A 26,565-nucleotide genomic window follows, 5' to 3' on the forward strand; every position below is an offset into this window, starting at 1 on the left:
AATAGTAAAGTTTTGCTAATCTAAAGGGAGGATTTTATAAGCCTCTGTCGAATAGTACTCTGTAAGAATTGAAGTAGACCAGCAAGGGGTTGAACGAGACATGCAATTGAAAAAATTAAATGACAAAGCGATCGATCAGCTTTTTGAAGCGGTTTTAACGCTTAAAGATATCGAAGAGTGTTATGTGTTTTTTGACGACTTATGTACGGTTAACGAGATCCAGTCCTTATCCCAACGTCTGGAGGTAGCTCGAATGCTGCGCAAAGGCAACACCTACAACCAGATCGAAGCGGAGACAGGCGCGAGCACAGCTACGATTTCCCGTGTGAAACGCTGCCTGAACTATGGCAATGACGGTTATAAGTTGACTTTGGAGCGACTCGGACGCTAATTTAGTTGGTCGAATCATTGAGAATCGCGGGGAATGCCTGCTGTTGAGGGGCATAAGACTTTCCCAAGCTCTCCATGGCTCGATTAGAGTGAAGATGGTTTTGATGAAGGCGCCTCCTCCTATTGATCTTCCTTTGTGGGATGATGGGATAAGGGGCCTTTTTTCAGTTGAATGCGGGCATAAATCTGCAAAACCTGGCTTCGCTTAACCTGACAAATGACCTCGTTTGGAGAGGACGATCCAAGCTGCTCATTCTTGTAGGGCAAAAGTGTGACAACCAACGTAGGGTTCGTTTTTATGCTATAATTAGGAAAATGGCTAGAAAACGAGTCGAAGGGCGTTCAAACGCCTTCTTTTTTTCGCGAAAAGGAAGGGGATAGTTGGTGGTAAAATACGGCATATTAGTCATAAGCCACGGTTCGCGCAGTGCGGAATGGGTTCGTTTGGTGGATGAGGCCGTAGAGGCAATGGAAACGCCGGAAGGGATTGCAGTTTACTCCTCATTTCTGGAAATTGTCGAGGGGCGGTTAATCCAAGACGGGATTACGCATCTGGAATCACTCGGGGTAACCGATATTATTGTCGTGCCGTTCTTTGTTTCTTCGGGCAGCACGCATATAGATGAAATTAGCTATGCACTTGGCGTCAAGGCAGAGCCAGCGCTACCTACGGATATGAGGCCTTTTGCTATAAGGGCAAGAATCCATTTCACTTCTCCGATTGATGATGATCCTGTCATTGCCGAAATTTTATATGAAAAAATGAAGCAGCTCTCCGTCGACCCGAAGAGTGAAATAGTGCTTCTTGTGGGGCATGGCAGTGTGGAGGAAGGCTTTCATGAGCAGTGGAGGACAGGCCTGGAGAAGCTGGCAGGCAGGCTGAAGGAGCTGGGCGGCTTTGATGAGTCGGATACAGCGATGCTGCTGCCTGATCAAATCGGCTCCAAAATGAACGGATGGCATAAGCATAAGCCGCAGCATACGGTGCTGGTCGTACCGCTGTTTTTAAGCGATGGCTATTTTACGAACGATGTGATACCTTCTCGGTTGACAGAGGGTACATATAAATACAATGGGAGAGCGCTGCTGCCTCATCCTCTGCTATCGAGATGGATGGAACGGCAGACGGCTCCTTATTGGAGCGGAAATGATACTGGAATTCGGAGTGAACGGGTGATTGAGGAATGAGTAAACGCGCAAGATTGATTTATAATCCAACCTCTGGCAGAGAGGAAATGAGAAAGCGGCTGCCGGAAATTTTACAACGACTGGAGCGGGGCGGACTGGAAACCTCGACTCACGCAACTATCGGTGAAGGGGACGCTACATTAGCCGCGGCGGATGCTATCGAAAGAGGTTTCGATATTATCATCGCTGCCGGCGGTGACGGCACGCTCCATGAAGTTATTAATGGAGTGGCCGAGAAAAGCTACCGTCCGCCACTCGGTATCATACCGCTTGGGACGACCAATGATTTTGCGAGAGCGCTTAATATTCCGCGCAGCTGGGAAGGCGCAGTTGATGTTATTTTGCAGCAGCATGCTCCATTCATCGATGTCGGCAAAATGAACCAGCGCTACTTCATCAACATCGCCGGTGGAGGCTCCATGACGGAGCTGACCTATGAGGTGCCAAGTAAGCTTAAGACTATGATTGGTCAAATGGCCTATTATATGAAAGGAATCGAGAAGCTGCCGCGGCTGCGGCCAATCGAGCTGTACATCCGTACGGATGCAGGAGATCTGCATGAGGAAGTGATGCTGTTCCTGATCTCTAACAGCAATTCTGTAGGCGGTTTCGAGCGTTTGGCGCCGGACGCTTCACTCAACGACGGGCTGTTCGATGTGCTGATTCTCAAAAAATGCAATCTCGCAGAGTTCATCCGTGTCGTTTCCTTAGCACTGCGAGGCGAGCATCTGGGCGATCCGAATATCATTTATTTGCAGACGCGAACCATTCAGGTGACCTCACCTGATTATGTACAGATCAACCTGGACGGCGAGTTCGGTGGCACGCTTCCTTGCGTATTCACGAACCTGCCTTCACATATACAAATTTTCATTGATGAAAGCGGTCAATCCGTATACAAAACCAATCCTTTGCAGCAAATCAAGCTGCCTTGGAAAATGAAACCCGGAGTGGAAGATCATGAGCAAGATGAATAGAAGAAGAGGCGGCAGTGGAAGCAGCCGTAACGATAGGGGACAAGAGCGTAAGCAAGGGCAGAACACGGGTGCTGGTGCTGGGAGAAGAGAGTCGGCAGCTTCCGCTGCGATTGAAGGGCTGCCGGTCGAAAAAAATAGCGAATACGAAGCCGAGATTGTCGGCATCGGTCATGAGGGAGAAGGGGTAGGCCGCGTCGGCGGCTTTACCCTTTTTATTCAGGGTGCCCTTCCCGGCGAGCGCGTGCTCGTCAAGGTGATGAAGCTCAAGAAGCAATACGGCTATGCGAAGCTGCTGAAGATTCTTGAGCCTAGCCCGGATCGGGTGGCTGCGCCCTGTCCGATCTATAAGCAGTGCGGCGGCTGTCAGCTGCAGCACTTGAGCTACGAAGGCCAGCTGCGCTTTAAGCGGCAGCTGGTGGTGGACAACCTGGAGCGGATTGGGAAGCTGAAGGTAAGCGGGGGCTCTTCGAGATTGGCAGGATCGGACTCTGAAGCGGAATCCGAAGGTAAGTTAATCAGTAGATCGGTTGCTAGTGAAGGTATCGTCGTGCTCCCGACGCTTGGCATGAGCGAGCCATGGCGCTATCGCAACAAGGCTCAGGTACCGATTGGTTTCGAGGCTGCTTCGGCAGACAGAGAGGGCGGCTTGGTCGGCGGCTTCTACGCCCAAGGCAGCCACCGTATCATCGACATGGATGAGTGCCTCATCCAGCAAGAGAACAATGACCGCGTCGTAGCCGAGGTCAAACGCATCGCCCGCGAGCTCGGCATCCGAGCTTATAACGAAGAGACGCACAAAGGGCTGCTGCGTCATGTGGTAGCTCGTTATGGTTTCAACACCGGCGATATTATGGTCGTTCTGATTACGAACGGATTGGATATACCGCACAAGGATGAGCTGGTAGGCCTGCTTCGCGCGGCTATACCGGATGTAAAGAGCATCTGCCAGAACGTGAACACGGGCAGAACGAACGTCATCTTCGGCGATCAGACGAAGGTGCTGTGGGGCGACGATGTTATCTACGATACCATCGGAGACGTCCGATTCGCGATCTCGGCGCGATCGTTCTATCAAGTGAACCCCGTACAGACGGAGGTCTTGTACGGGAAGGCTCTTGAGTTCGCCGGCTTGAGCGGCGAAGAGACCGTGATCGATGCCTATTGCGGCATCGGCACGATTTCGCTGTTCTTGGCGCAGCGCGCGCGCCAAGTGTACGGCGTCGAGATCGTCAGCGAAGCGATTGACGATGCTCGGCGCAATGCTGTGCTGAACGGCGTACGCAACGTTCAGTTCGAGGTTGGCGCGGCGGAGGAAGTCATCCCCGCGTGGAAGCGTCAGGGCATCGCGCCTGACGTCATCGTCGTTGACCCGCCGCGCAAGGGCTGCGACGCGGCGCTGCTCGAGACCATCCTCGAGATGCGCCCGGATCGCGTAGTCTATGTGTCGTGTAATCCATCGACACTGGCCCGCGATCTCCGCGTCCTCGAGGACGGGGGCTATTCCACCGTCACGGTCCAGCCGGTGGACATGTTTCCGCATACCGTGCACGTAGAATCGGTAGCTTTGTTGGTGAGGAATGGTACAGAGGGCTGAGATTGCAGTTGTACAGCGGGTTTGGGGAGTAGTACAGATGAGTTGAAAGTATGAAACAGAAGCGTGAAAATAGTAGAGTTGACTGATTGTTGACGAAATCAATAGATTAATTGGGGGATGCCTAATGCTTCAATTATTGGGACAGGGGTTTGACTCCTCTCACCTCCATTTTGAAACCCGCTCTTGGAGCGGGTTTTTCCCATTTTAGGGGCAAAAATGTAGTCCAAATGTAGTCCAAAACTTTTTGGATCTCTGATTTTTGAAGAGTTCTATAGTCCTTTGGACTACAAGAGGGGGGTATTTCACGAAGTCAGTGCGCCATGTTACGATACAAATGAGGTAGGGGAATCCCATACGATTCATTTAGGTCAGGGATGGTGGTGCAGATGCAAGGGAGCATTACAAAAGTAGGAACTAAGTTTAGAATTACGTTTTACTTCGGAAGAGACAGCTTTGGCAAACAGATTCGTGAATATGCAACAGCCTCAACCGAAACGGAAGAGAAATAGCCCTTAACGAGCGAGGTAGAGAGTTGGCCTATTCCCCAGGAGGTATTCTCATTCTTGCGGGCTCTCGCTCTTTATTTTTAAAAAAACTTGAAGCAAACAGGCAGACATGGGAGGTTCATGATGAGTGAACATACTGAGGCACATGAGTTCATATCAAAATTTAGAAGTATGTTGGGAGAGAACAATGATCCGCTAAGAACCTTTGTCGGGTTCTTTATAGTCGTAAGATATTTTGGAATAAATCAGCTCAAAGAACATAATTTTTCGGATGACGCTACTTATTTAAAGGATCTAATTCAACATGAAAATAATGAAATAAGTGAATTACTCAATGATTTGTCGTTCGATGGAGAGCTTAATAATCTGTCTAATACTAATTTAAGCGAAATATATTCATATATACATGAATGCATCCAATCGCAAAGTATAACTGAAGAAATGATAATTAGTAATACATTGTATCAGTTACTGCATGAATCATTAAGTGAACAAAGTTTTTATAAATATATGGAGGATTTAACTAATATCGAAAATATGCTTAGAGTATTTCCTGTATATCGTACTGATAGCCTATTAGTTATGTTAGATGAGAGTCGGGCTATATTTGCACAAAATCTTGTGCTATTTTATCTAAGTACCGATATAGATAAAATTCAGATTGTTTCATACGATCATAAAATCTTTGGTGAAACACACTATAAAAAGATACTCTCTTTGTTTGGAAATAGAAAACAACAGGATCAGATCTCTCGTCTTCAATTTAAGAGTGATCCGCTACTAAACTATAATTATTTAGCTTCAATACTCGATAACTTGGATGAACATTCTTTTCTATTAATAATCGGTATTAACAAGTTTGCTTCTCTAAACAAGAGTAAAGCCATAAGCACAACAACTTTTCAGGATGGAAAACTAAATCTTCATACTCCAAATACGGTAAATTGGAATGAGTTTGTACAAGGGATTGATCATTTATTCGTAAAGTCTAAATTGAAAAACATCAATACAACCATGATCTATACTTTAGATGATGTATTCAATCCTGCTAAATTAATAACTGATGCAGCACTTAATGTGGATAGCTTTGATATTTATAGTATTACGAGCTCTGAAAATGTTGAAGTAAATCAAATTTATTATCTGTTTAATGAATTAAGTGAAGGTCTAATTGATGATAAAGAATTTGATGCTGCCATAGCTAAAAATAAACAAGTCATTGGGGACAATAATTACTATTTTGCACTGGGAATAAAATGCCTGATAAGGAACGACTACATAACTGCAGAAGAACACTTCAATTCGGTATTGGAAAATATGCCGCCGGCCAATCAACTGATCATCGCTAACTTTTATTTGAATAAAAAGCAGTACCCGAAAGCCCTAGAGATCCTAGTGAGCTTGTATGAGGACGACAAATATCTATCGAATCTAATGCCTGCCATTTTAAGGGCGGTCACGCACTTAGAGGATATTCAGCTTTTTGATGAGTGGCTTAATAAAGCCCTTCAAATAAATAACGAGGATCAGGAAGTTATTCGTTACGCTGCTAACTATCTTACCAACAGCGAGAGATACCTTGAGTCCGCAGAAAAATGGTATGAACTTTATAATTTAACTAATGAAATAGGGATTAAACTTCTTCATGAAATAAATTTGATTTTATCTAATATCGATCAACATAAGGGATCCGAAATTGAACAACTATTAATGAATTATGCTGAAAATTATCCAGAAATAAAGAGTGAAGTATTTTTTAGACTGGGACTGATATTATATAAGGATAAGAAAAAAGCTAAAGAAGCTTTAGAGTATTTTCAGAAAATAGACAGGATGATTGACACTCCTTTTGCCTACGAAGCTGCTTTACAGAGACTACATATACTTAAAGATAAATTATCTGAATCCAATCATTCGAGTAAACAGAAGAATCTAAAAGAGTTCTCCATGGAATTGGTTGATGATATTGGAATTTTAACGTATAAAGATCAAGGGAATTTTAAATGGAGCAAATATATTGAAGATACTCTGCCTTACGAAGAATGGAAAAAACAGTTTATTGAAATTATTTTTGAAAAAATTGAAAAATGGTCTAAATTGGATGAAGATTTATTCCGACAAACCAATTTCTCTTTTGATGTGGATGAATCTATTTTTGATAAAGTAATACAAATAGAGGGTCAAAACTATCTTAGTCCTACCCTATTTAATCATCAGTTAATGTTATTGTTTTTTACAGCAATAGACTTGATAGCACATGGAGAATTCCAAAAAGCCAACGACATCATTTTTACCATCTTTAGACTTTCCTCCACTGCGATTAGCGAAAAAGATAAGAAACTGGCTGTTACTTTTGGTCTTCTTGCTTGGAGCAGTTCTAATTTCAAAATGGGCGATGAAGTCGAAAGTATGGCAGCGGGAATCGCTTCCATAGAAATGGGAATAGAATGTGAAGAGATGGTCTTCCCATTTGTTTATGCATTCAATAACATAATGGACTTTTTATATAATGGCTCTAAAAATCTTCAATTGGATGTGGATAAAAAAGATTCGTTATGTCGATTAGTGGATATCTTGGGTGATAGGAATATTAAACTTAAGTACCATTACATTACAAACGAATATGATTATATCATTCATAATAGATCGGAATTTCTTAAGAGATTGGATCATTTTTGGGATGATCATCCGGAGCTTGAAGTTCTACTAAATGTTCCGGAAGAAGAAGAGGAGACTTTTGTAAATGAAATTAAGATACTTATAGATACATACTGCTGCAATGGAATGGAACAAAAAGCACATCAATATATTCTTAAATTTTCTACCTCATTTCACATAAACATAATGAATAAAATATCTTTAAGTTATAAGATATATTTTGAGTGGGCAAAGATCTTGTTACACCAAAAAGATTATAAGCATGCTAAAGATTTTATATTACTATCTATAGAACAAATAGAAAAAATAAGAACCGTTTATTTCAAGAGAGAACGGTCGTTCATTGGAAAACAAGCCAACACAATTTACAGAAGTTTATTGGAAATTGTGGGAAGGGAATTTATAGAGTCGAACGATTCAGCCCTATTAAATAATTTGCACGTAAGGAATAGTCTCTTAAATATTGCTCCTAGATCAATTATTGAACAAAAATTGTTTAATAATTTAGAAATAACAAGTGATGAAAGGACGGTAGAATTAATTAAAGCAAACAACGATTATTATGACCTTTTTTACGTGCTCCAGACAATGGAGCAGAAAGGAGTTGTTGACGAGGAGTATGAACACATAGTTAACCGGTTCATCGAATGTAAAAGGTTTTTGGAGGAAAATCACCCTAATTTCAAACCATTACCGTCATATAACATATTAGCGGAACATTTGTCGGCAGATAATTTTAGCGCTTTAAAAAGCAAACTAAATGACAATGAATTAATCTGTCAGTTGGTTTTGCTGGATAATTTCCTTATATATAATATAATCTCAAAAAATCAGAATGAAATTACTGTTGAAGAAATTGATTTTGCCAAGTGCGAAGATGCTTTTGATGTTTTTAAGCATGATATTTATCTTGGTGATTACCAATTAAATCAAAAGGGATGTAATGAAGCCTTTATTGAATTATGTGAACACATTTCGTCCATGCTGATTAAACCACTATATAAGTATTTGGAAGAAAATAGATATAAAAAATTATTTTTTATGCCGGATCTGAATCTAACATACATGAATATGAATTACATGAGATATAAGAATAAATGGCTAATCGAATGGTTTGATAGTATTGAGAATATCATTGATTTTAATGTGATCGGGAGTGCTCATAAAAATGACTTTAGCAACAGGGTTGTTGCAAATTTCGTAAACCCACAAGATAGAAGTATCTCCCAAATCATGCATATGATTAAACGGCAGGCACAAATTGAACTCCAAGAGGTGGATAGTTCATACGTTGAAATAAATGATGATTTGAAATCGTATATCTTCGTCGGTCATGGAATTTCTGAGGTTAACGGTTATGATTATGTGGGAGCAAAAGTAATAAAGAAATCGAAAAAAATGACTATTCATCTTGATGAGTACCTTCAAATTAATGGTCGAATCCAAAATGCTTTGGTTATATCTTGCAGCAGCGGAACTCCAGTCGATGATTATGCAGAAAGAAATAATGGCGTCTGGTCTTCTCTTTTCGAGAAAAATATATCGTACATTTTGTACTGCAAGTGGGATGTTTCGATAAAGTACACAAACCAGCTTCTCGAGAAAATACTAGACTTGATGAATGAAAATAATCATTTGAGTTTATGTGAGGCTTTAATTCAATCGCAAAGACAATTATGCAGTTTTCATCCAATTCTATGGGCAGGGCTAGAAGTTTGGAAAAATGAATAACATACTAAAGAGCAGGGGCTCCTCTCTGTAATATTTATATGTACCCAGGAACATGTGAACCTTTATCGGTATTCATATTTCATACACATGAACCATGAACCAATCCTTACTTCTTTGGGAACACATGTCTAGTATTGTGTCTTTTATTACATTATTGGTTTCAAATATGGTGTACATATATTTATAACTGTTGGTGTGAAAATGGTGCTAAAACTGGCGAAAAGTTGGTGTTAAATTGGTGAGGAAGTTTCTCCGAAATTAACCAAAAGGGTCAAAGAAACGTCAAAAACTCAGCAAAGTCAAGGCCTTAGCGGACTATAACATTCTCTATCAAACCCGCAAATTGTCACGCATACCGTGTCCTAGAATCGGTAGCTTTGCTGGTGAAGAATGGTACAGAGAACTGAGATTGCAGTGGTAGAGCGGGTTTGGGGAGTAGTACAACTGGGATGAAAGTGTGAAACAGAAACGGAAAAATAGTGGAGTTGACTGATTGTTGACGAAATAAATAGCTTATCTAAGCAAACACTTAGTTTCAAACTAGGTGTTTTTTGCTTATCTAGACAATCAATAGAAACGTACAAGTGTATCCAAGTAATATTCTTGGAAAATAACATTTAGCGGTATTGCGCAAAAGGGGTTGAATTAATATCCCTTGTGAGATGCGGAGGATTATGTAAAATAATGTAGAAATAAAAGGTTACAATCCGAATGATGGAAAACGGTACTTGAAAAAGATAGTGAGTACTAAAAAATTTGAGGTAAACAAATATAAAATGTATAAAGGTGGTATATAGATGGCACTACAGTTTCGGATATTTGACAGTTTAATCATTCCATATGGATTTAATACTAAGTGGGATATTAACAAAATAAAGGTGAAAGGGGTCGATAATAAAGCTACTTATTTTGAAAGTGAGGTCCCATGTTTTTATTTGAACACAAACAATTCAAAACCTTTAAGAATAGGGGATATTAATAATATCTCCCCAGAAATTATTATTGATTTCGATGACCCGGAATTTCAATATAACAAATACCACAATAATATTGACCCAATTAAATCACCAATTTTAGGGTACCTAATGAGTAAATGCGAAACTACTAAAGAGAGGGAATTTCTAAAAATATACTTTGAATATTTTTCATGTGCTGAATGGGGTTATGATTCAAAATTCTTACTATCTGCTTTATTACCAATCCCGCAGGCTCATTTATATTTAAAAGATCCTTTGAAAGAAGATGAGTTTCACTTCGTTAGCGATACCGCTCATCGTATCGACTTTTTATTTTGGACAGGAGAGAAGGTAATAGCCATTGAGATCGATGGCGATGGTCCAAGTCATGTTAACCCTTCTAACGGTATCGCTCACCAGCATATAATAAGAGATCGTCGGTTTCAATATGCTGGCATACAAATCATACATATTCTAAATAGTGAATTAGACGGATTAGGTTGGCAAGTTTTGAAACTGTTACCAAAAGAAATTATTTCTTAACAATTAAAAGAATATTTTGTTGATCCCATGGCTAAATATGATGTTGGTCATTTCGCTAAGAGTGTTTGACGGTAATAAAACTACTATTCTTATAAGTCTGTAGGGGAAATCCTATAAAAGATAGAACATAAAGTGGGGGAAAAGAATGCCGACATTCGAAGAAACCGAAATACAGTTACACCGGTATTGTAAACAAATTACGGAATGTCAAAGTGAAGCCGGATTTTTTTCTGCCTTCGAAAAAATATGCGAGTTGTACAAAAAAACAATGCTAGGACTTGAATGGAGGATAAGTTCTTTTGAAGAGAATTGGGATTACCTGCAAAGTATATATGATGATGATAAAGTTTTAAATCTGAACTTTGCCGAAGGAATATATAGTAAAGGTATCTTAGATCCTCAGATGATTTTTCAATATACCTATTTAATGGCAAGTGTAGAAAAGCAACGGCAAGAGGACGACCTGATCCAGGAGGTGTACCTTCTACTTGAGAACATAATCTATGTACACCTCTATCGGGCGATTTCGGAAGTTGAACCTCATTTGGAATTGTTACAGGTATTTTCGAAATGTATTAATTTTGCTAGGGATTTTGGTGAAGCCCCAATTGTTAATAATGATGTACTGGAATGTATTGATAACCTAGAACCTGCTTACATGTGGCCGCTCCTCCATTTAATAACTACCTTTTTAGAATATGAAAATGAAGAAGAAACTATTTACAACATTTTTAAGATGTCTGAGATAAAAAGATATATTGAACGTGAATTAGGTGTTGGATCCAATGACGACAATTTAGTAAATCAACAAAGTCAGGTAGGAAATGAAAAAGAAATTTCAGGTGGACCAGTACCAAGAACGATTGATAACAGGCAGGAGGGTACTTCACCAACCGAAGAAGAAATTTTTGCTCAAATGGACGAGATTATTGGTCTGAAAGAGGTAAAGGAATTTATACGGGAACTTTATTCTCACCTAGTCATTATGAAGAAACGGAAAGAACTTGGACTCGCCACAAACGATACTCAAACGCTCCATATGATATTCAAAGGTAATCCGGGAACGGGTAAAACTACGTTTGCTCGGATCGTTTCTAAGTTGCTACAAATGGTTGGGTACCTAAGGGAGGAGAAAGTGACAGAAACGGATCGATCGGGCTTGGTAGCGGGTTATGTAGGACATACTGCTGAAAAAACAAAACAAGTGGTTATGGACTCACTTGATGGGGTTTTATTTATTGATGAAGCGTATGCTCTTGGTACCGATGCCAATTCTGAGAACGGTTTTGGTAAAGAGGCGATTGATACTCTGGTTAAGCTGATGGATGACAATAGAGAACGTCTTGTGGTCATTCTAGCTGGTTACAGCAAGGACATGGAAGAGTTTCTTAACATTAATCCTGGGCTTCGTTCTCGTTTTCCTAATATTATCGAATTTAAAGATTATAGTACGGAAGAGTTGTTACTTATAGCACGGAAGATGTATCAGAAAGCGGAATATATCTTAACTAAGGGGGCTGAGGAAAAAATAAGGCAAGTTTGTGAGGAAGCATGCAAAACCCCTCAATTTGGTAATGGTCGATATGTAAGAAATGTATTTGAAAAATCTCAGCGACTTCAATCGCTCCGGTTATATAAAGAAAGTGATCTTACAAAAGACAAACTCATGGTAATCGAACCCGATGATATCGAAATGGTATAACAATTATTTTTTTCATTAATATATTTTGCTTTGACGCTGATGGTTATAAGCCAAGCGTATAATATTTTCCTATGCTCAGCATATCAGGATTTAACAAGAGTCGATGGATAGGAAATAGGAAAACTAATTGGAAATAAAAATTATAACAAAAGATACCGCATGGTCCCATGCGGTATCTTTAGCGACAATCGATGTAGTTGAATGTTATACAGAGGACAATACTGGTTTAATCACACGAGCCCGAAAAGTAGTACATATGGTTTATATCCCTTTTAAAAACTGCTTATTCAAATTCATTAATGCTCAATCCTAAGAAATTTATACTTCATCGAAGGAGGGGGCTATGGAGCCTCCTTCGTTATTGTTGAAAGCAAGACAATCAGATTGTGTTGATACGTATGTTATAATTTGGAATACTACTGTTATGAGTAAGAGCGAAGATCGTAGCGACTTATAAGGAGATACAAAACATTTATAAAAAATACGCATGGATATGCCGTCAAGTCATGTTGGATAGCCCATGAAGGATGTGTACGGACTTAAGCCAAGAGTTAGTCGGAAATATCTTTGCCCACAGAAAAAAGCAAGAGCATATTAAGACTGCGTTTAAACATTTTGGAATGATTTAAAGGGTTTGGGCATGATGGATAGGCGATATCCACTTTTCTGGCTGTGAAGAATATTTGTAAAACGAAGAACAACTAGGAGGAATAAAATGCAGAACCGTTTGTATCATTATACTTCCTATTCTAATCGGGAGACTATCATGAAAGAAGGGCTACGTGTTCCAAGTCAACAGACAAAAAAGAGCTTTTCAAGTTCGGATGAAATAAATTCGGTCTTAGCTGAATATCGTCCCAATGACATACCGAGTTTCATTAAGCGAGATGATTGCATATTCCTACATCCTAAACCGGCGGATTACAGGATAACTAGTGCAGATGACATTATCGTTAGCGTTGATCAAGTGAACCTAAATTTAAACGGACTCTACGTCTGTGACTATAATTATGCTGATCGGATTTGGGGGGATGTCGTTGATGGCCCGTATTCTGGTATTTACTCTGGGATTCCTTTGAAGGAGTCTGCCGAGGCGTATTGGAGAAGTTTAATTCCATACTTACAATATCAATCTGAATATTTCTCAGGAAGACCAGAGGTGCTGTATTTCGATTCTATACCACCAGAGATGTTACTTATAGAAAATGATCAACTACGACCCGAACTTAAAGTATGGATGGATGAGTTTGCAGATTTGTACGGAATGGAGGTTGTTTCCGCTAATTGCTTTAATGCAAAGATTGGCGAGTATCATACTAATATTCACTATTATCCAGATACACAAAAGTTACATATAATTACTACTCCTGAATCGAAATTATTCCTCCCATTTATAAAAAGAGTGACTAACTCGATTTCGTTTAAGTCCATGAAATCGGGAGGAAATGGTTTTTATGCATATTCAAATGTAGTATTCTTACCTTAAATTTCACTGATAACGTAAAGGATACATGCGGCTATCATGCTTATATAAACTGCTTATTATATTTATGATTGCCCACTTGTAGGCAAGGAAAAGCATTTTTTTGACTAGTGACACCAGTATAAAATGCTAACTATTTGGTTAAGTAAGTCATGAATTAAGCTGACGTCCATGGGGCTATACTGACGATCGAGGAGGAATAACGGCACTAAAAGGGCTAATAAGATCAATTTTTCTTTGTTTTTACAGTTAATTGACTACAATTTGTATCATGCAGGGAGTTGTTTGATCTGGAAAAATTGATTTTAAGTCGTAAAGGATTCGATTCTGATTCAGGTTATGGGTACTCGCCTTATGACCCCGAGACAGGAAAATATATAGTTATCCCCATTCCAGAAGATGAGATTGAAAATCGAGCGATTCGTTATAAAGATCTAAAGTTAAAGAGAAACTATTTCGAAGATATTAGTGCGGAAAATATGTATGATCTTATTTATACTAAATCATTAAAATATAGTTTAAAGACAAAGAGTGCTATTAAAAATAGCTTCGCTCATTTCGACCCAATGTTAGGGGAGTGCCCTTGGTTAAAGGATATGCCTATGTTAGGGGCTTTTGGGCAATCTGAGGCAGCTGCAGGTCATTTGAAGGGTAATAAGGTTGGTAAGGGGAGCATATTTCTGTTTTACAGCAGGTTTATTCCAATCAGCGGGAGATTACATCCACTTGATCCTAGTGCCAGTTGGAATAAAGGTGTTTATTACATCTATGGCTGGTTGAAGGTGGAGAAGGTGATTGAGAATTATTTTGACCTTCCGGAAGATGTAATTAATGCGAACCATCCCCATTCTACTGAATCGGACTTTAAATCCCGCAAAAACAATACCATATATCTAGCGGCAGATAAACTCTTTGATGATCTGGACATACCCGGTTGCGGATATTTTCCAAGACTGGTTAATCGACAGATGCTTTCTTCCAAGTTACATAAAAATATTCCAAGTATTTGGAGATTGCCTGCGTTTTTTTACGATGATAGATACCGCCCAACATACCTTAATAAACGTGAAAAAGCGAAGGAAAGATGGTTACTTAATGATGATGAAACTTGTTTTGTTCAAACTACAGGGAGGGGACAAGAATATATAACCAATCTTGATGAGATTGGGCTGAAATGGATAAGATATTTGTTTGATAATGAGAGAAACTGAAATTGATAGAATATATCCGTCATTTCATTGCAGGACAAAAATGAGACACTTGCCGCTTTAGCAAGTGTCTTTTGTCAAAATTATATGCAATTAGTTTCCTTATTTCTTTTCTCGATCAACCGATGGCTCAAGATGTTTTCAATCAATGTTGCTGTTTCATAAGTGGCAACATAGTCTACTGTCTCAAGCTCCGTATGCTCATTCATGTAACCTGCTGACAAATTCACACTAGGAATGCCAAAAGTTTGAGCAAAAATTTTAGCATCGCTTGAACCACCTGTGGTAACTTTCCAATCCTCCATGCCGGCTATTCGACCCGCTTCTTCGAACAGCATCCCGTATTCAAGGGAGCAAAAAGGAATAACTCCCATACAGGAAGTAACAATGTCACGAGTGCCCCGGCGGTCGACAACGATGGCTGCGTCAACATCTGCCAGAAAATAAGGGTCCAATTCCCGTGAACCGATTAATCCGACTTCTTCCTTAACTGTGAAGACGATCTTTAGGGATCCATTAAAATTAGTTCGGTGGATTTTATGCGCCAACTCCATGATAACGGCAATGCCTGCCCGGTCATCCGCACCTAATATACCTTTGGTTGATCGTAACGTTGTTCCATCTTGAACGATTGTTCGCCATTCATCCAATTCCTGGTAAATATCCATGTGAGCTGATAGAAGTACGGTTGGTCCTTCACCACAATAAATTGTCCCGCATAAATTGCCTGCCCGATCGACGAATAAATCATCTGCTATCGATCGCAGTTTACCGCGCAGAAGTTGTCTGATTTCTCCCTCATTGTTGCTCTCTCCCGGGATTGAAAGCAGTTCGATTAATCGGTTTTTGAATTGTTCGGCTTCGTAACGTATAAGTGAGGAGGGATTATTGATAATTCCGTAAAGCCGTTCGGCGAACTGCAGCAGAAGCTCTTTCTGATCCCCACAATCAAGATCAATCGCTTTGTCACGTAAACGAATGGTCATTCCCTCTGGAGCAACTGCTTGCAGAAGCTCGAGTTGTTTGCGTGTAAGACGAGTAATTGTACCAACTGTTGGGATACGGCGGCCGTGTCCGTCGCAACTGTAGATCGTGTACATGCCGAGAGCATTCATCCATCGGCAAATGCCGCGCATATAGAGATCTATGTCGGAAAGAGGCAGTTCCTCCTTAGTCGGATTTACGAGGCACTCGCCGCCGCGGCGTTCGATTTGGAAAGAGGCGGCTTTAAGTGCTGTAACCCAGCTTTCTTCAGAAACAAATGATAATTCATCCATGGTAATGCTGATATTCGCCAGTGTTTGATTGAGCAATTCGGAAGCATGGCACTGGTGGCCGTTATAACGTTCATTTACATCCGAGGCTTTAAAACCGTACCGAGCAAGCAATTGAGTTGTTTTCATCTTGAATCATCTCCTTTGATTTAGTAGTTTTAGTGTAAGGGAGTAGTGTGACCCGCTGTCACACTGAAGTGAGGAGTAATGAGACATGAGAGATGAAGAACAGCAACTGGTTCCATACGAACAGGAAAGGGAATTACAGCGCAAGTATAGAGAAGCGAAGGAACGAAGGGAACAAAACGAGATTAAGCTAATCCGGGACGAACTGGTGACGTTTTATGTATACTATGGTGAGTCCTATAAGAATTCAGATACGCCGGACCCGCGTTCGGCCAAATGGTGTCTGAAAAAAGCGCTAGAACTCCAAAAGGATCATCCCATCGCTAATTATCGATATGGGCATTTGATGTATGCAGATACGGAGTATGCATTAGCCGCCTATCACTTTAAGCGAGCTGTAGATGGAAGCCTTGAGCAGTGTCTTAGCGATACTCAAAGGCTCATAGCCAACATTATTACAGTCAATTGCGGCTTGATTATGGCAAAGCAGGCTATTCAAGAAGTCGATGAAATAGAAGAGCTTTATCAAGATGATCCGACCGATTCTGCAAAGCGTGAGGACTATCTTAGCCGTTTGCTGGTTGATAGCGAGGAATTGCTGGCACAGCATATGTACTTGAAAGTAACTCCTTCGGGAAACGAATATATCTCAAAGGAGCGGTATCTAGTAGAAAAGGAGACAATGAAGGAGAACGAGATCAAAATATGCGTAACGCCCAACTATAGGGTGATGCTGTTTCAAAATTGGGAGTCGCAGACTATTTCGCAAACCGAGTTTTATGTTGCACATACCATTTTGATGTCAGCGGCTTATCTCGAGACTAAAGAAATCGGGGGAGCGCTTAAGGAACTAGAAAAAATGATCAAGCCGGAAGCGATCCGCAAATGTCATAGCCGGCTGAGTATTAATGTTCCGTTCTGGGATAAGATTGTAGATACTAACCTGAAGGGGAATTATTCGGCACGGAGGAGGCGCAATGGGGTAAAATATACGCTGCTTTGTCACAGTAGCATTGTGATTCCGTAAAATTAGGTGAAATTAATAAAAGGTACTACAGTTCTTTCATCAATATATTACAAAAAAATGATCAAATCTGAGGGGAAGCATCAGGCGTAATTTCTGTAGCTTCATCAACCGATATGGCGAAACGATTATTAACCAAATCGGAAATGATTTTCTTGAGCTTTTCAACATTAATTTAGCACTCATTAGAATTGGTGTAAAAGAATTTTTTTATGTTTAATTCTCTATCCTTTGAAGGCTTATCCCGCCTCACTTTATGGGCATTTTAGAAAATTGCTTTATTGGTGTAAAAGAAATTTGAAGATTAAAAAATAAGATTTGTGGATAAAAATGCATTTGAGGTTTGATAAGCCAAAAGATTTTTGGAGGATTCATATGCAAAATAAAACAGTATTAAGTGTAACAGAACTAACAGAAGTTTTAGGTGTTTCTTCAGACTCCATTTATGCAATGGTACGTGAGAAACAAATTCCCCATTTTAGGGTCAGGAGAAGAATCCTTTTCCATTATGAAGCCGTTGAAACTTGGATTAGACAGGGTGGTAGTTAAGAAATCATTGGGCTAATCGCCGGAATGAAAAGAGTGAAATGGGTAGCGGTAATCCTAGTCAACTGAGACGATTATATTGTTCGATGGCTCCGAGAAGGGCGTAGACATGAAGTCTGCGGCCTTTCCCATCATATATTCGTTCGATATCAAAGGAAAAAGTAATTAATAATTTTTGCGAATTCTACTCATCGTAACAAATGATACTACATTAGAAACGATTAAAATAACAGCAACGAGTAATTTATAGATGTGAAGAGGGAACTGAAAAAATATATCAGAAAGAATCAATAAGCTTATAAGCATAGATACGTATGAAAACGATAGTCTTGAGGATAACCCCTTTATTACATCCCCCCGTTCATCCATACCCTCTTCTTTAAAAAATTTCTTATCGTAATACAAATTATAAGAAGTTACGACAAGGGCAATAGACCAAACGGCTAATTCCAACCATTTCATTCTGATTCCTCCTCTTAATATTCCTCATACTGAAATACTTCCATAATTTCTACTTCAAACAATTTAGCGATCTTGAAGGCAAGGATTAAGGACGGATTGTATTTGTTTGCTTCGATTGAGGCAATCGTTTGTCTGCTGACACCTAAGCGATCTGCGACTTCTTGCTGCGACCATCTTTTTGCTGTCCTTAAAAGGTACACGTTATTTTGAAGCTCTCCATTTATCTCCATTTTTCCCCTCCTTGTTTTTAGTGTAATAAATTTTTGTCTATATGTAAAGTATTTTTAACCAAATGTAATTTATTTTATTCATTTCAATTTGTGTTGTTGTCTAGAAATGGCTATAGTATCATTGAAAATGTATTGCTGACTGTTGTATTTGTAATAAGCGAGCTAGTGGTAATTTTCTTCTTTTTAAGAATCGATTCATAGTAAGTGGCGAAACAAACAACATTAGGCGGCGATATTCTTGTTTACTACATATCTTTTTTGAAGAAAGCTTCACTTGTGTAGGTATCTAGGCATATAGGGGTTGAATCAATGGAAGTGGCCGAATTAAAAGAAAAACTATCTGATCTATCCATATGGAAAAAGAATGGACAGCGCGCTCCACATAAGCCTTTATTGATTCTTCTTGGGCTTGCTCAACTGCAGCAAAACAATACGATCTTACCGTACGAACAAGTCCGGGAAAAATTAAAAAAGCTGCTGATTGAGTTTGGCCGGCCTAGAAAATCATATCACCCAGAAGAGCCTTTTGTCCGATTAACCACTGACGGAATTTGGAGATTAACTAGTACCATTGATAAAAGAAGCTTTTCCGATAAGCAACTCCAAATGGAGCAAATTGCAGGAGGCTTTAACGCGGAGGTGCTTGCACTTCTTCAGAATAATGAGCTTCTCATTCAAGAGTTGGCTGAAATACTGTTGAACGAACATTTTTCAGAGACCATTCATCAGGATATTCTTGATGAGGTAGGACTTGATTTTTCTGTAAGAAGAAAGCGGAAGCGTGACCCCAATTTTAGAGATAGAATTTTAAAAGCATATGAATTCAGCTGTGCAGTTTGCGGCTTTAATGTCAGGCTGGGACATAATTTAGTGGCCATTGACGCCGCTCACATTCAATGGCATCAAGCCGGCGGACCCGACACGGAGGAAAATGGGATTGCACTTTGCTCTTTGCATCATAAGTTGTTTGATCGCGGAGTATTTACGATAACGGGGGAGCGGGAACTGCTTGTGGCTGAGCAGGCTCACGGCACACATGGTTTTGAGGAGTGGCTGATGCGTTTTCACGGTAAAAAGGTACGTTCTCCCATACATCCGGTATATAAGCCGAAAGAGAACTTTATAAACTGGCATATAAGGGAGGTATTTAGAGGCCCCGCCAGATACCGAATTTTGTGATTGAAAAAAATAGGCCGCACTGGAATATCCAGTACGGTCATATCTAACCATTTTTCCTTTCCTTCTTGGGCGGGACTAACGAATCGAGTTTATTAGCCGCGTCCTTGTCAGCTGACTGTAGAGCATGACCGTAGACGTTCATCGTAGTAGAGATATTAGAATGACCAAGGCGTTCAGAAATGAGTTTGGCGTGAACGCCTTTGTTGATCAGTAAAGTGGCACTAGTATGTCTGAGATCGTGGAATCTGATGTATTTTAAGCCATTTTTCTTTAGAAAATTGCGGAACCATAGATAAGGTGTCTCGGGATAATATGCATTTCCTTCATCATTACTGAATACGAAGAAATGGTCTCCGCCTTTCCATGCATCTCCCAGCGCAAGGCGCTTTTTCCGAGATTCCAGGTAATAATCCTTAAGATGCTCCACTACAGTATCTGATAAGCTTACCTTTCGCTTAGACTTAGCCGTTTTAGGCTCGGATATGATTCTTTCACCGTTAACGGAGTGAGATATGCTTTGTTTGACCTCAAGAATGCCCCTATTCGTATCAATATGTTTCCACTCTAAACCAACCAGTTCTCCGCGGCGTAGAGCAGTAGTTATTGCTAGCATGATCATTATCCGCCACTTGAGGGGCTCCTTTTCCAGAAGCTCAAACAATAAAGCAACTTCTTCTTCGTCGTATACTTCTATCTCTTTCCGAATGACTTTTGGCTTTTTGATATCTGCAGCAGGATTGCTTTTTATAAGTTTCCATTCCGCCGCGCGGGAGAAAATATTTTTAAGAATCCGATGGATATATTGTATAGTGCCTGAAGAGAGCTGACCATTTTTGCCGTCCTGTCGGCTGCCCTCCTTACCGAGATCGGAGATAAAGTTGACTATATGAAAAGGCTGAATCTTGTCTAATCGCATATGACCAAAGACCGGAAGAATCCGATTTTTTAGGAATCGCAAATAAATATCTACGGTCTTTATCCCTAACTCACTCTCTGCATATTTCTCTTTCCATTCCTCGACGAAAGCTGCAAAGGTCATTTTTTCGGGTGCAATATAGTGGCCTGATTCGACCTCGACCTCAAATTCTGCAAGCAGCTTTCTTGCTTCACGAATACCTTTAGCTTTTACCGTCTTTGTACGTCTAATCCTTTTTCCATCAGCCCCAATACCGGCTTCTACAACAAGAAGCCATGTATCGTTACCACGTTTTTGTATGCTTGCCATTAGGAACACCTCTCATTATGAATGTGACTCAATGTCCGTAGGACAATAGTTTTTTATCTCTTGCTCATGGAACCATGTCAACAAAGTATCTCTTCGAAAGAGGATCTTTGCGCCGACTCGGGTGTGTGGTATCCTTTTTGCTCTGATCTCTGCATAAAGCTTGTCTTTTGAGATCTGACGTTCGAATACCTCTTCCCACGCCTCTTGAACAGTTAGGGTATTACGTTTACTGGCTGGAATGTACTCAACGGATTGCTGTCTGGTAGATTCTTGCATATGGAAATACCTCCTTAATAAGAGAGTAAGGCTTCTAAATTACCTCATCAAATTTCGAATACCCCTAATTTCAGTGCGCTCAAATAGTTGTTTTCTTTTGATCAACCTCCTATAAATAAAAATGTGTTCCCTTGTTTGTAAGCCGGCCAATGTGGGGAAACCCGGCAATATTTCAGTTAAACTAACGTAAAAGCGCAAAAAAGCCCTTTTCAGTTAGAAATAGAGTTTTCTACCTAAAAAGGGCTTTAATATTTATGACGAAAACATTCGTCGATTAAGTTTTAAGCAACGGAATTAGCCTTAGAATGATTCCCAAACCGTCTGGAGGGAATAGAAGTAAAAGGTTGAAGACTAAATGGTATATATTAATAATAGAGATTCCAATGGAACATGTCAAGGATTAGCAAAAAACTTATTAGTGGAAGAGGGAGACTAAGTTGCCAATCATACGAGACTTTGATCTGAAACAAATATACGATCATGCTAAAATGACAGTTAGAGCAAAAGCTGCTGCTGCAGGTGCGCCCTTGTATTACATTCTAGATGGTATAAGGTATTCTGAGGAGCATGTTTTATTAAGTGATTATATAGGAGATTCTATTGGGAATGACAATGAGGTGGAAGCCCTGCCAGGAGGCAGCCGGCCAGAGATGTTTGTGTTTGCCGGATGCAATGGGGCTGGAAAAACGACTTTAATTGATCACTTTAAATATGAATTTCATAGTATCATCAATGCGGATTTTATTGCAAAAAGAATGAATCCAGAGAATCCGCGTAGTGTCGATTTATCTGCTGGTAAAGAGGCATTATTGGAGCTAAGGACAACGCTGGAAGGATGCAAGACGTTTGCAGTTGAAACCACCTTGTCTGGAAAGCACATAATTAAACAGATGAGCATTGCCAAAACGCTGGGTTACAAAATATACCTATACTTTATAGGATTAGCCGATGTCCAATTGCATACTGATCGTGTACACACCCGTGTCATTGAAGGTGGCCATTTTATCTCGTCGGAGGACATTGGGCGGAGATATTACTCTTCACTAAGTAATTTGGGAACCGCTGTATCACTCGCAGATGAATCGGTTCTGATTGATAACTCTAGGAATGAATACATGACTGTTGCCGAGATAAGCCATGGACAAATACACTTTCGGATAGACGGGCTGCCACAGTGGCTACGGAGAGCTAATCTGGGAAATTAACTAGGGGGGTATAATCAATGGATGTTTCTAATTATTTTAATAAGAAGCTTGAACAATATCCGACATTGGAAATTTGCAAAAGCTCAGGAGGAAGACCATGTATAGGGGGGACTCAAATATCAGTGGCTTCAATTCTTGATTTTTTGAGGTCGGAGAAGCGGATCTCGGAAATCGCTACCGTTTTGAATCAAGATTCAGCGAAAATTCATGATGCGTTGAATTATGCGATTGATATTTTACAGTTGCAAATAGAAGAACCTAATCTTACCGGACTTGATCTTGATGACATTGTAGAAATACAAACAGGGGGAATCTACGTGAATCCTTTTAGGGACGAGCAGGAGGATGAAACAATGAAAAAGTACATAGCAAAGCGTAAAATTGGAAGTGAATAACACAGGGATTGAGTGTATGAACAAGGGGAAGATGCAGGAATTGCTCTTCCTCTTTTATATTACAAGAAATTCTTATTCCTTTTCCTGACGAGATCCTTCGATTGAATTAAAAATATCCTTAGTGATACGATGGATCATTCTTACATCCTCAGTTTTCTTAGCTTTTAAAAACTGATAATGCACCTCAAGAATAGAGCTTACCTCAAATTCGCTTGAATTAATATCAACCTGGCGGAAATCAAATAAGTCCCCGGGCCTTATGTCAAGTGCGTTCATAATCTTCTCTAATGAATCAAGAGATGTATTTCTCTTGCCTCTTTCAACATCCCCAAGATAAGAAGTCTGTAATCCGGTTGTTTCACTAAGCTGTTGGAGGGTCATTCCTCTGGCATTACGTACATTGCGTATTTTATCACCGATTATTCTTTTTAACTCACCCATTCGATCACTCCCCTATTAAGAGTAGAGGATTAATTCCAAAAGTTAAATAACACTATAAGTAAAATATTGTTGATAAAATAACTAAAAAGTGATATTATCTAGTTATTATTACCAGAGGTGATTATATTGATACCTAAAGTAAGTAATGTGGACTCATTGATATTGGCAAATAACACGGGGCAAGAAACTTATAAATTCAAGAAGGTCATTTTTCATAAAGATTCACAGTACCTTTTACTTCTTCACCAAGATGGGTATAAAATTCTAAAAACAAGATATGACGCTAAGCACCTAAAACTTATCGAAATCAGTAGTGAAGAATTTCAACAATTGAGAGAGCTTCGTCTACTCGACTTTGATCGGCCAGAAAGTGACCAAGAGTCAATTGGTGAGTTCATGGTAACGGGAATATCCTTTAACAAACTGGGAAATGAAGGCGGTATGTTTGTTGAATTTAAAATTGCAAGCATAGAGAGACCTTTAGATATATTACCGTACATAGTACAGACAGGAGCCGAACATGTCTTCTTTTCAGAATGACACGATCAACTTTATAACCGGTGGCAGGGTAACGCTCAAAACATTAGTACGGTTAGATCTAGTACCTGCTGGGCAGTGTGTTATTCCAAATCAGTTCTATGAGAAGGGGTGGGGAAGATGGCTACCTATGCCGAATATCACTTTATTACCTTACTTCAGCTACTGTATTGCTAGTGGCTTAAATAAAAGTGATATTATTCAGTACCTGAAGAAAAAAACAAAGCCTGATACGTTTATAGATTTTTCTATAAGCCGACCTTTGAATGTATCAGAAGCGGAGAAAGAGGAATATGAACTGCTGTATGAGAGGGAAGTTGAGGTTAAACGTAGATTAAAGCTCAACGGCTATGAGTACCCCAGTAATACGATGGATGTCATTAATCTTTACGTGACACTTGGGTTGGCGTTTGAACTTAAAGATGAAGATTCATCGGATATACTCGATTTAATTATTAGGCCGCTTGCTCCAATTGATTCTATACTTTCAATATGAAAACTGTAAGGTTAAAAAGTAAATTTCTAATTTTCAGTATAAGGGTTTAATAAAGAGGAGCGGTATGACTCACGTCAAATCGCTCCTCTTTTTTACCGAAAGGGAGTGACCCTCGTTTTATTAAATAAAGTACACGTAAGCAAAGTCCTTCCCGGCATAAATATCAATGACATTCGCTCTTTCGTGCCCGATTTCTTTGGATAATACCCGCTTTAATTCATCATTAGCAAGTCCAAAAGAATGTAATTGCCTTACTCTATCTTGGATGTAAGAATAACGCAACCCATGCCATGTCAGATTGTTAACGATTGTGGAATTGCCTTTTTTGTACGATCTTTTCGATTTTCCTTCATTGGTTTCGATATTACCTCTGACTCTGGATAAAAATTTTTCGAAGCCTTGGACGACAGAGTGCGTATTCTGATTCTCGTTAACAAATAATTTATCTCCGCGTTGAATTAGAGGAAGACGTGCTTGAAACATTGCCGCTGCTTCGGAAGATAGCGGAACTAATCGATTTTTACCATTTTTGGCCTCCGATCCGACTTTATAAATCTCCGTTCTAAGCGCATGCTCAGCTTGCGCTCTTTTGGCCGCCACAGCCTCGGAAATTCGTAAACCCATATACCTGCACAGCGCTGCTGCATCGGCAATATCTTGTCTCCCCGCGTCGATAGCGTGCTTAACAAAGCTGATGAATTCCTCGTTGGTCCACGCTCGATTCCCCAAAGTCGATGTTTGATCAATTACTAACTCGTACTCTTCAAAGAGCTCTCCGTTTGTTGAAAGATGGTACCTCGGTGAATCCATCTTTGAATGTAGAAATCTGATTGCGCTTAGATCGTTTTTGATTGTCTTAGCTGCAATTCCTTCGCTTTGACGGAATAGGGCAAAAGCAACAAGATGTTTATCCGAAATGTTGCGGATATTTTGAAGCTTATAACGTTCGGACAAAAACCTAGCACAAACCAGACAGGAAATTTTGTAGCGAGGGCGTGATTTATAGCTAAGCTGGCGAACGTGGTTGAAGATTTTTTCGATCTGTACTTCGGGTGTGGATTTACCCATTTCCACCATCCTCCAATTCACGCTTAATTTCATTTATTCCTGATAGAATGGCAGACACAGTGGTTGGATTATCCTTAAATAATTGTTTATGAAGGATAACCTTCTCACGAAGTTTCTTCAGATCCCTTTCTGCGTTTTGAATCACTTTTGTTTTTACATTATTTATTGGATTTTTTTGGGGGCCAGTTGAAGTTGATTGTGTTACATCAGAACTGGGAGTTTCTTTACCAGTCATTGTATCGATGAGTTTAAATAATTCATTTTCGTTTAATTTGATATCACATATTTTTAGATACAATTCTTTTTGCATGTGTTCATCGATTTCATTTGCTATTTTTTCTACAGCTCTGATTCCGAGTTCGTTTTTCCTGAACTTATTCTGCAATTCTGGAATGATTTCAAGAAGCTTTAGTGTTCTAATCATTGTTCTATAAGACATATCAAACATTTTAGCGATATCATCAGCAGTTACATTTGTGCCATCGTGGCAATTTTTAGGCCCTGGTTTGATCCCATGTAAATCACATGCCGCTTTAATGCGTTTTGCTTGAAATATCTTCTCTTCCATTGTATTGCTTCTTGCGCAATTGTAAGTTACTAAAGTATAGTTTGCTTTCGCATCCGCCATAACTGTAACTGGAACGATCTTGATTTCCATACGTTTGGCCGCGCAATAACGATGATGGCCGTCGAGGATTACATTCTCCTTTGTAATGATGATCGGGCTAATGTAATTAGAGTGTTGGATTGCTGTGATAAATCGTTCAATGGTTGCTTCGGAAATTTCAGGGTAAAATTTACGATACAACGGATGCGGCATTAAATCATCGACATTTCTAAAATCATGAGACTGCTCCATAAATGATACTTACCTCCTTTTATTTTTGGGCATACCTGTGACATTAGTAGAATTGGTGCTCCTCGCAGATTCTCACTTGTCAAAATCTATATAAAGTTCTGCAAACAGAAGCGGGAGAAGGGTTTAAAATCAGCAAAGGTAGTCCATCTCTTTTCCGTCTGTCAGAATCTTATTTTCAAGGGTCCATATTTTAATGAGTAGTGTGGGAGTTAGCGTCGACATAAAAAGTCGAACTGCCGAGAAGTAAATTCTCCACTCCTGAGGTTTGACCAAGCCCGAAAGGGTG

At 39.9% G+C, this 26,565-nt stretch carries 25 protein-coding genes; 17 read left to right on the forward strand and 8 right to left on the reverse strand.

Annotated elements, in window-relative coordinates:
- Nucleotides 1–100 precede the first annotated feature (100 nt).
- From ACFQ0C_RS03640 to ACFQ0C_RS03685, 10 genes are all read left to right on the forward strand, one after another.
- Nucleotides 101–391, forward strand: coding sequence for a YerC/YecD family TrpR-related protein (locus ACFQ0C_RS03640; protein WP_133231557.1), 291 nt, complete (start codon nt 101–103; stop codon nt 389–391).
- 383 nt (nt 392–774) lie between these two features.
- Entirely contained in the window at nt 775–1,578 is an 804-nt protein-coding gene (locus tag ACFQ0C_RS03645; protein WP_379364063.1) for a sirohydrochlorin chelatase, read from the forward strand.
- Nucleotides 1,575–2,555 carry a diacylglycerol kinase gene (locus tag ACFQ0C_RS03650; RefSeq protein ID WP_258218061.1) on the forward strand — a complete coding sequence of 327 codons (981 nt, stop codon included), beginning with the start codon at nt 1,575–1,577 and terminating at the stop codon, nt 2,553–2,555. Before ACFQ0C_RS03645 ends, ACFQ0C_RS03650 begins: the two co-directional genes overlap by 4 nt.
- On the forward strand, nt 2,539–4,149 hold the full coding sequence (gene rlmD, locus ACFQ0C_RS03655; RefSeq protein WP_379364065.1) for a 23S rRNA (uracil(1939)-C(5))-methyltransferase RlmD: 1,611 nt from the start codon (nt 2,539–2,541) through the stop codon (nt 4,147–4,149). The genes ACFQ0C_RS03650 and rlmD overlap by 17 nt, the downstream gene beginning before the upstream one ends.
- A gap of 386 nt (nt 4,150–4,535) precedes the next feature.
- Nucleotides 4,536–4,658: a hypothetical protein gene (locus ACFQ0C_RS03660; RefSeq protein WP_379364067.1), complete on the forward strand. Its 123-nt coding sequence runs from the start codon at nt 4,536–4,538 to the stop codon at nt 4,656–4,658.
- Between the two features lie 120 nt (nt 4,659–4,778).
- The gene (locus tag ACFQ0C_RS03665) at nt 4,779–9,044 is read left to right on the forward strand and encodes a tetratricopeptide repeat protein (protein ID WP_379364069.1); all 4,266 of its coding nucleotides are present in this window, start codon (nt 4,779–4,781) and stop codon (nt 9,042–9,044) included.
- A 797-nt stretch (nt 9,045–9,841) separates the two neighbouring features.
- Nucleotides 9,842–10,543 (forward strand): hypothetical protein, encoded by a 702-nt coding sequence (locus tag ACFQ0C_RS03670; protein ID WP_379364071.1) that lies wholly within the window; start codon nt 9,842–9,844, stop codon nt 10,541–10,543.
- A 145-nt stretch (nt 10,544–10,688) separates the two neighbouring features.
- A complete protein-coding gene (locus ACFQ0C_RS03675; RefSeq protein ID WP_379364073.1) occupies nt 10,689–12,245 on the forward strand; it encodes an AAA family ATPase in 1,557 nt (518 codons plus the stop codon).
- A gap of 715 nt (nt 12,246–12,960) precedes the next feature.
- A complete protein-coding gene (locus tag ACFQ0C_RS03680) occupies nt 12,961–13,731 on the forward strand; it encodes a hypothetical protein (RefSeq protein ID WP_379364075.1) in 771 nt (256 codons plus the stop codon).
- 278 nt (nt 13,732–14,009) lie between these two features.
- Nucleotides 14,010–14,939: an Nmad3 family putative nucleotide modification protein gene (locus tag ACFQ0C_RS03685; protein ID WP_379364077.1), complete on the forward strand. Its 930-nt coding sequence runs from the start codon at nt 14,010–14,012 to the stop codon at nt 14,937–14,939.
- Nucleotides 14,940–15,019: 80 nt separating this feature from the next.
- Here ACFQ0C_RS03685 and ACFQ0C_RS03690 read toward each other — a convergent pair whose 3' ends face one another.
- Nucleotides 15,020–16,339 (reverse strand): M28 family peptidase, encoded by a 1,320-nt coding sequence (locus ACFQ0C_RS03690; protein ID WP_379364079.1) that lies wholly within the window; start codon nt 16,337–16,339, stop codon nt 15,020–15,022.
- Between the two features lie 85 nt (nt 16,340–16,424).
- Here ACFQ0C_RS03690 and ACFQ0C_RS03695 point away from each other — a divergent pair, with 85 nt between their 5' ends.
- Together ACFQ0C_RS03695 and ACFQ0C_RS03700 are read left to right on the forward strand one after the other, a co-directional pair.
- Nucleotides 16,425–17,363 carry a tetratricopeptide repeat protein gene (locus ACFQ0C_RS03695; RefSeq protein WP_379364081.1) on the forward strand — a complete coding sequence of 313 codons (939 nt, stop codon included), beginning with the start codon at nt 16,425–16,427 and terminating at the stop codon, nt 17,361–17,363.
- Between the two features lie 372 nt (nt 17,364–17,735).
- Complete coding sequence (locus ACFQ0C_RS03700) at nt 17,736–17,909, forward strand: helix-turn-helix domain-containing protein (RefSeq protein ID WP_379364083.1); 174 nt, start codon at nt 17,736–17,738, stop codon at nt 17,907–17,909.
- Nucleotides 17,910–18,071: 162 nt separating this feature from the next.
- Here ACFQ0C_RS03700 and ACFQ0C_RS03705 read toward each other — a convergent pair whose 3' ends face one another.
- Entirely contained in the window at nt 18,072–18,368 is a 297-nt protein-coding gene (locus tag ACFQ0C_RS03705; RefSeq protein WP_379364085.1) for a hypothetical protein, read from the reverse strand.
- 14 nt (nt 18,369–18,382) lie between these two features.
- Nucleotides 18,383–18,598 (reverse strand): helix-turn-helix transcriptional regulator, encoded by a 216-nt coding sequence (locus ACFQ0C_RS03710; protein ID WP_379364087.1) that lies wholly within the window; start codon nt 18,596–18,598, stop codon nt 18,383–18,385.
- 309 nt (nt 18,599–18,907) lie between these two features.
- Here ACFQ0C_RS03710 and ACFQ0C_RS03715 point away from each other — a divergent pair, with 309 nt between their 5' ends.
- Nucleotides 18,908–19,777, forward strand: a complete 870-nt coding sequence (locus ACFQ0C_RS03715; RefSeq protein ID WP_379364089.1) for a phosphorothioated DNA-binding restriction endonuclease — start codon at nt 18,908–18,910, stop codon at nt 19,775–19,777.
- A gap of 43 nt (nt 19,778–19,820) precedes the next feature.
- Here the strand turns inward: ACFQ0C_RS03715 and ACFQ0C_RS03720 are convergent, their stop codons facing one another.
- Together ACFQ0C_RS03720 and ACFQ0C_RS03725 are read right to left on the reverse strand one after the other, a co-directional pair.
- The gene (locus ACFQ0C_RS03720) at nt 19,821–21,002 is read right to left on the reverse strand and encodes a tyrosine-type recombinase/integrase (protein WP_379364091.1); all 1,182 of its coding nucleotides are present in this window, start codon (nt 21,000–21,002) and stop codon (nt 19,821–19,823) included.
- A gap of 15 nt (nt 21,003–21,017) precedes the next feature.
- A complete protein-coding gene (locus ACFQ0C_RS03725; protein ID WP_379364093.1) occupies nt 21,018–21,278 on the reverse strand; it encodes a helix-turn-helix domain-containing protein in 261 nt (86 codons plus the stop codon).
- A gap of 437 nt (nt 21,279–21,715) precedes the next feature.
- Between ACFQ0C_RS03725 and ACFQ0C_RS03730 the strand changes: the two genes are divergently transcribed.
- Together ACFQ0C_RS03730 and ACFQ0C_RS03735 are read left to right on the forward strand one after the other, a co-directional pair.
- The gene (locus ACFQ0C_RS03730) at nt 21,716–22,483 is read left to right on the forward strand and encodes an ATPase (protein WP_379364095.1); all 768 of its coding nucleotides are present in this window, start codon (nt 21,716–21,718) and stop codon (nt 22,481–22,483) included.
- 17 nt (nt 22,484–22,500) lie between these two features.
- The gene (locus ACFQ0C_RS03735) at nt 22,501–22,878 is read left to right on the forward strand and encodes a DUF433 domain-containing protein (protein WP_379364097.1); all 378 of its coding nucleotides are present in this window, start codon (nt 22,501–22,503) and stop codon (nt 22,876–22,878) included.
- Between the two features lie 72 nt (nt 22,879–22,950).
- Here the strand turns inward: ACFQ0C_RS03735 and ACFQ0C_RS03740 are convergent, their stop codons facing one another.
- A complete protein-coding gene (locus tag ACFQ0C_RS03740) occupies nt 22,951–23,319 on the reverse strand; it encodes a helix-turn-helix domain-containing protein (RefSeq protein ID WP_379364099.1) in 369 nt (122 codons plus the stop codon).
- A 126-nt stretch (nt 23,320–23,445) separates the two neighbouring features.
- Here ACFQ0C_RS03740 and ACFQ0C_RS03745 point away from each other — a divergent pair, with 126 nt between their 5' ends.
- Nucleotides 23,446–23,859 carry a hypothetical protein gene (locus ACFQ0C_RS03745; RefSeq protein WP_379364101.1) on the forward strand — a complete coding sequence of 138 codons (414 nt, stop codon included), beginning with the start codon at nt 23,446–23,448 and terminating at the stop codon, nt 23,857–23,859.
- A complete protein-coding gene (locus ACFQ0C_RS03750; protein WP_379364103.1) occupies nt 23,840–24,352 on the forward strand; it encodes a DUF6042 family protein in 513 nt (170 codons plus the stop codon). Before ACFQ0C_RS03745 ends, ACFQ0C_RS03750 begins: the two co-directional genes overlap by 20 nt.
- Nucleotides 24,353–24,472: 120 nt before the next feature.
- Here the strand turns inward: ACFQ0C_RS03750 and ACFQ0C_RS03755 are convergent, their stop codons facing one another.
- Both ACFQ0C_RS03755 and ACFQ0C_RS03760 read right to left on the reverse strand, forming a co-directional pair.
- Nucleotides 24,473–25,420 (reverse strand): site-specific integrase, encoded by a 948-nt coding sequence (locus ACFQ0C_RS03755; protein ID WP_379364105.1) that lies wholly within the window; start codon nt 25,418–25,420, stop codon nt 24,473–24,475.
- The gene (locus ACFQ0C_RS03760) at nt 25,413–26,279 is read right to left on the reverse strand and encodes a ParB/RepB/Spo0J family partition protein (protein ID WP_379364107.1); all 867 of its coding nucleotides are present in this window, start codon (nt 26,277–26,279) and stop codon (nt 25,413–25,415) included. The genes ACFQ0C_RS03755 and ACFQ0C_RS03760 overlap by 8 nt, the downstream gene beginning before the upstream one ends.
- Nucleotides 26,280–26,565: the final 286 nt, after the last annotated feature.

It is taken from the genome of Paenibacillus sp. GCM10027630 (genome assembly GCF_042676305.1).
Lineage (GTDB): Bacteria > Bacillota > Bacilli > Paenibacillales > NBRC-103111 > Paenibacillus_S.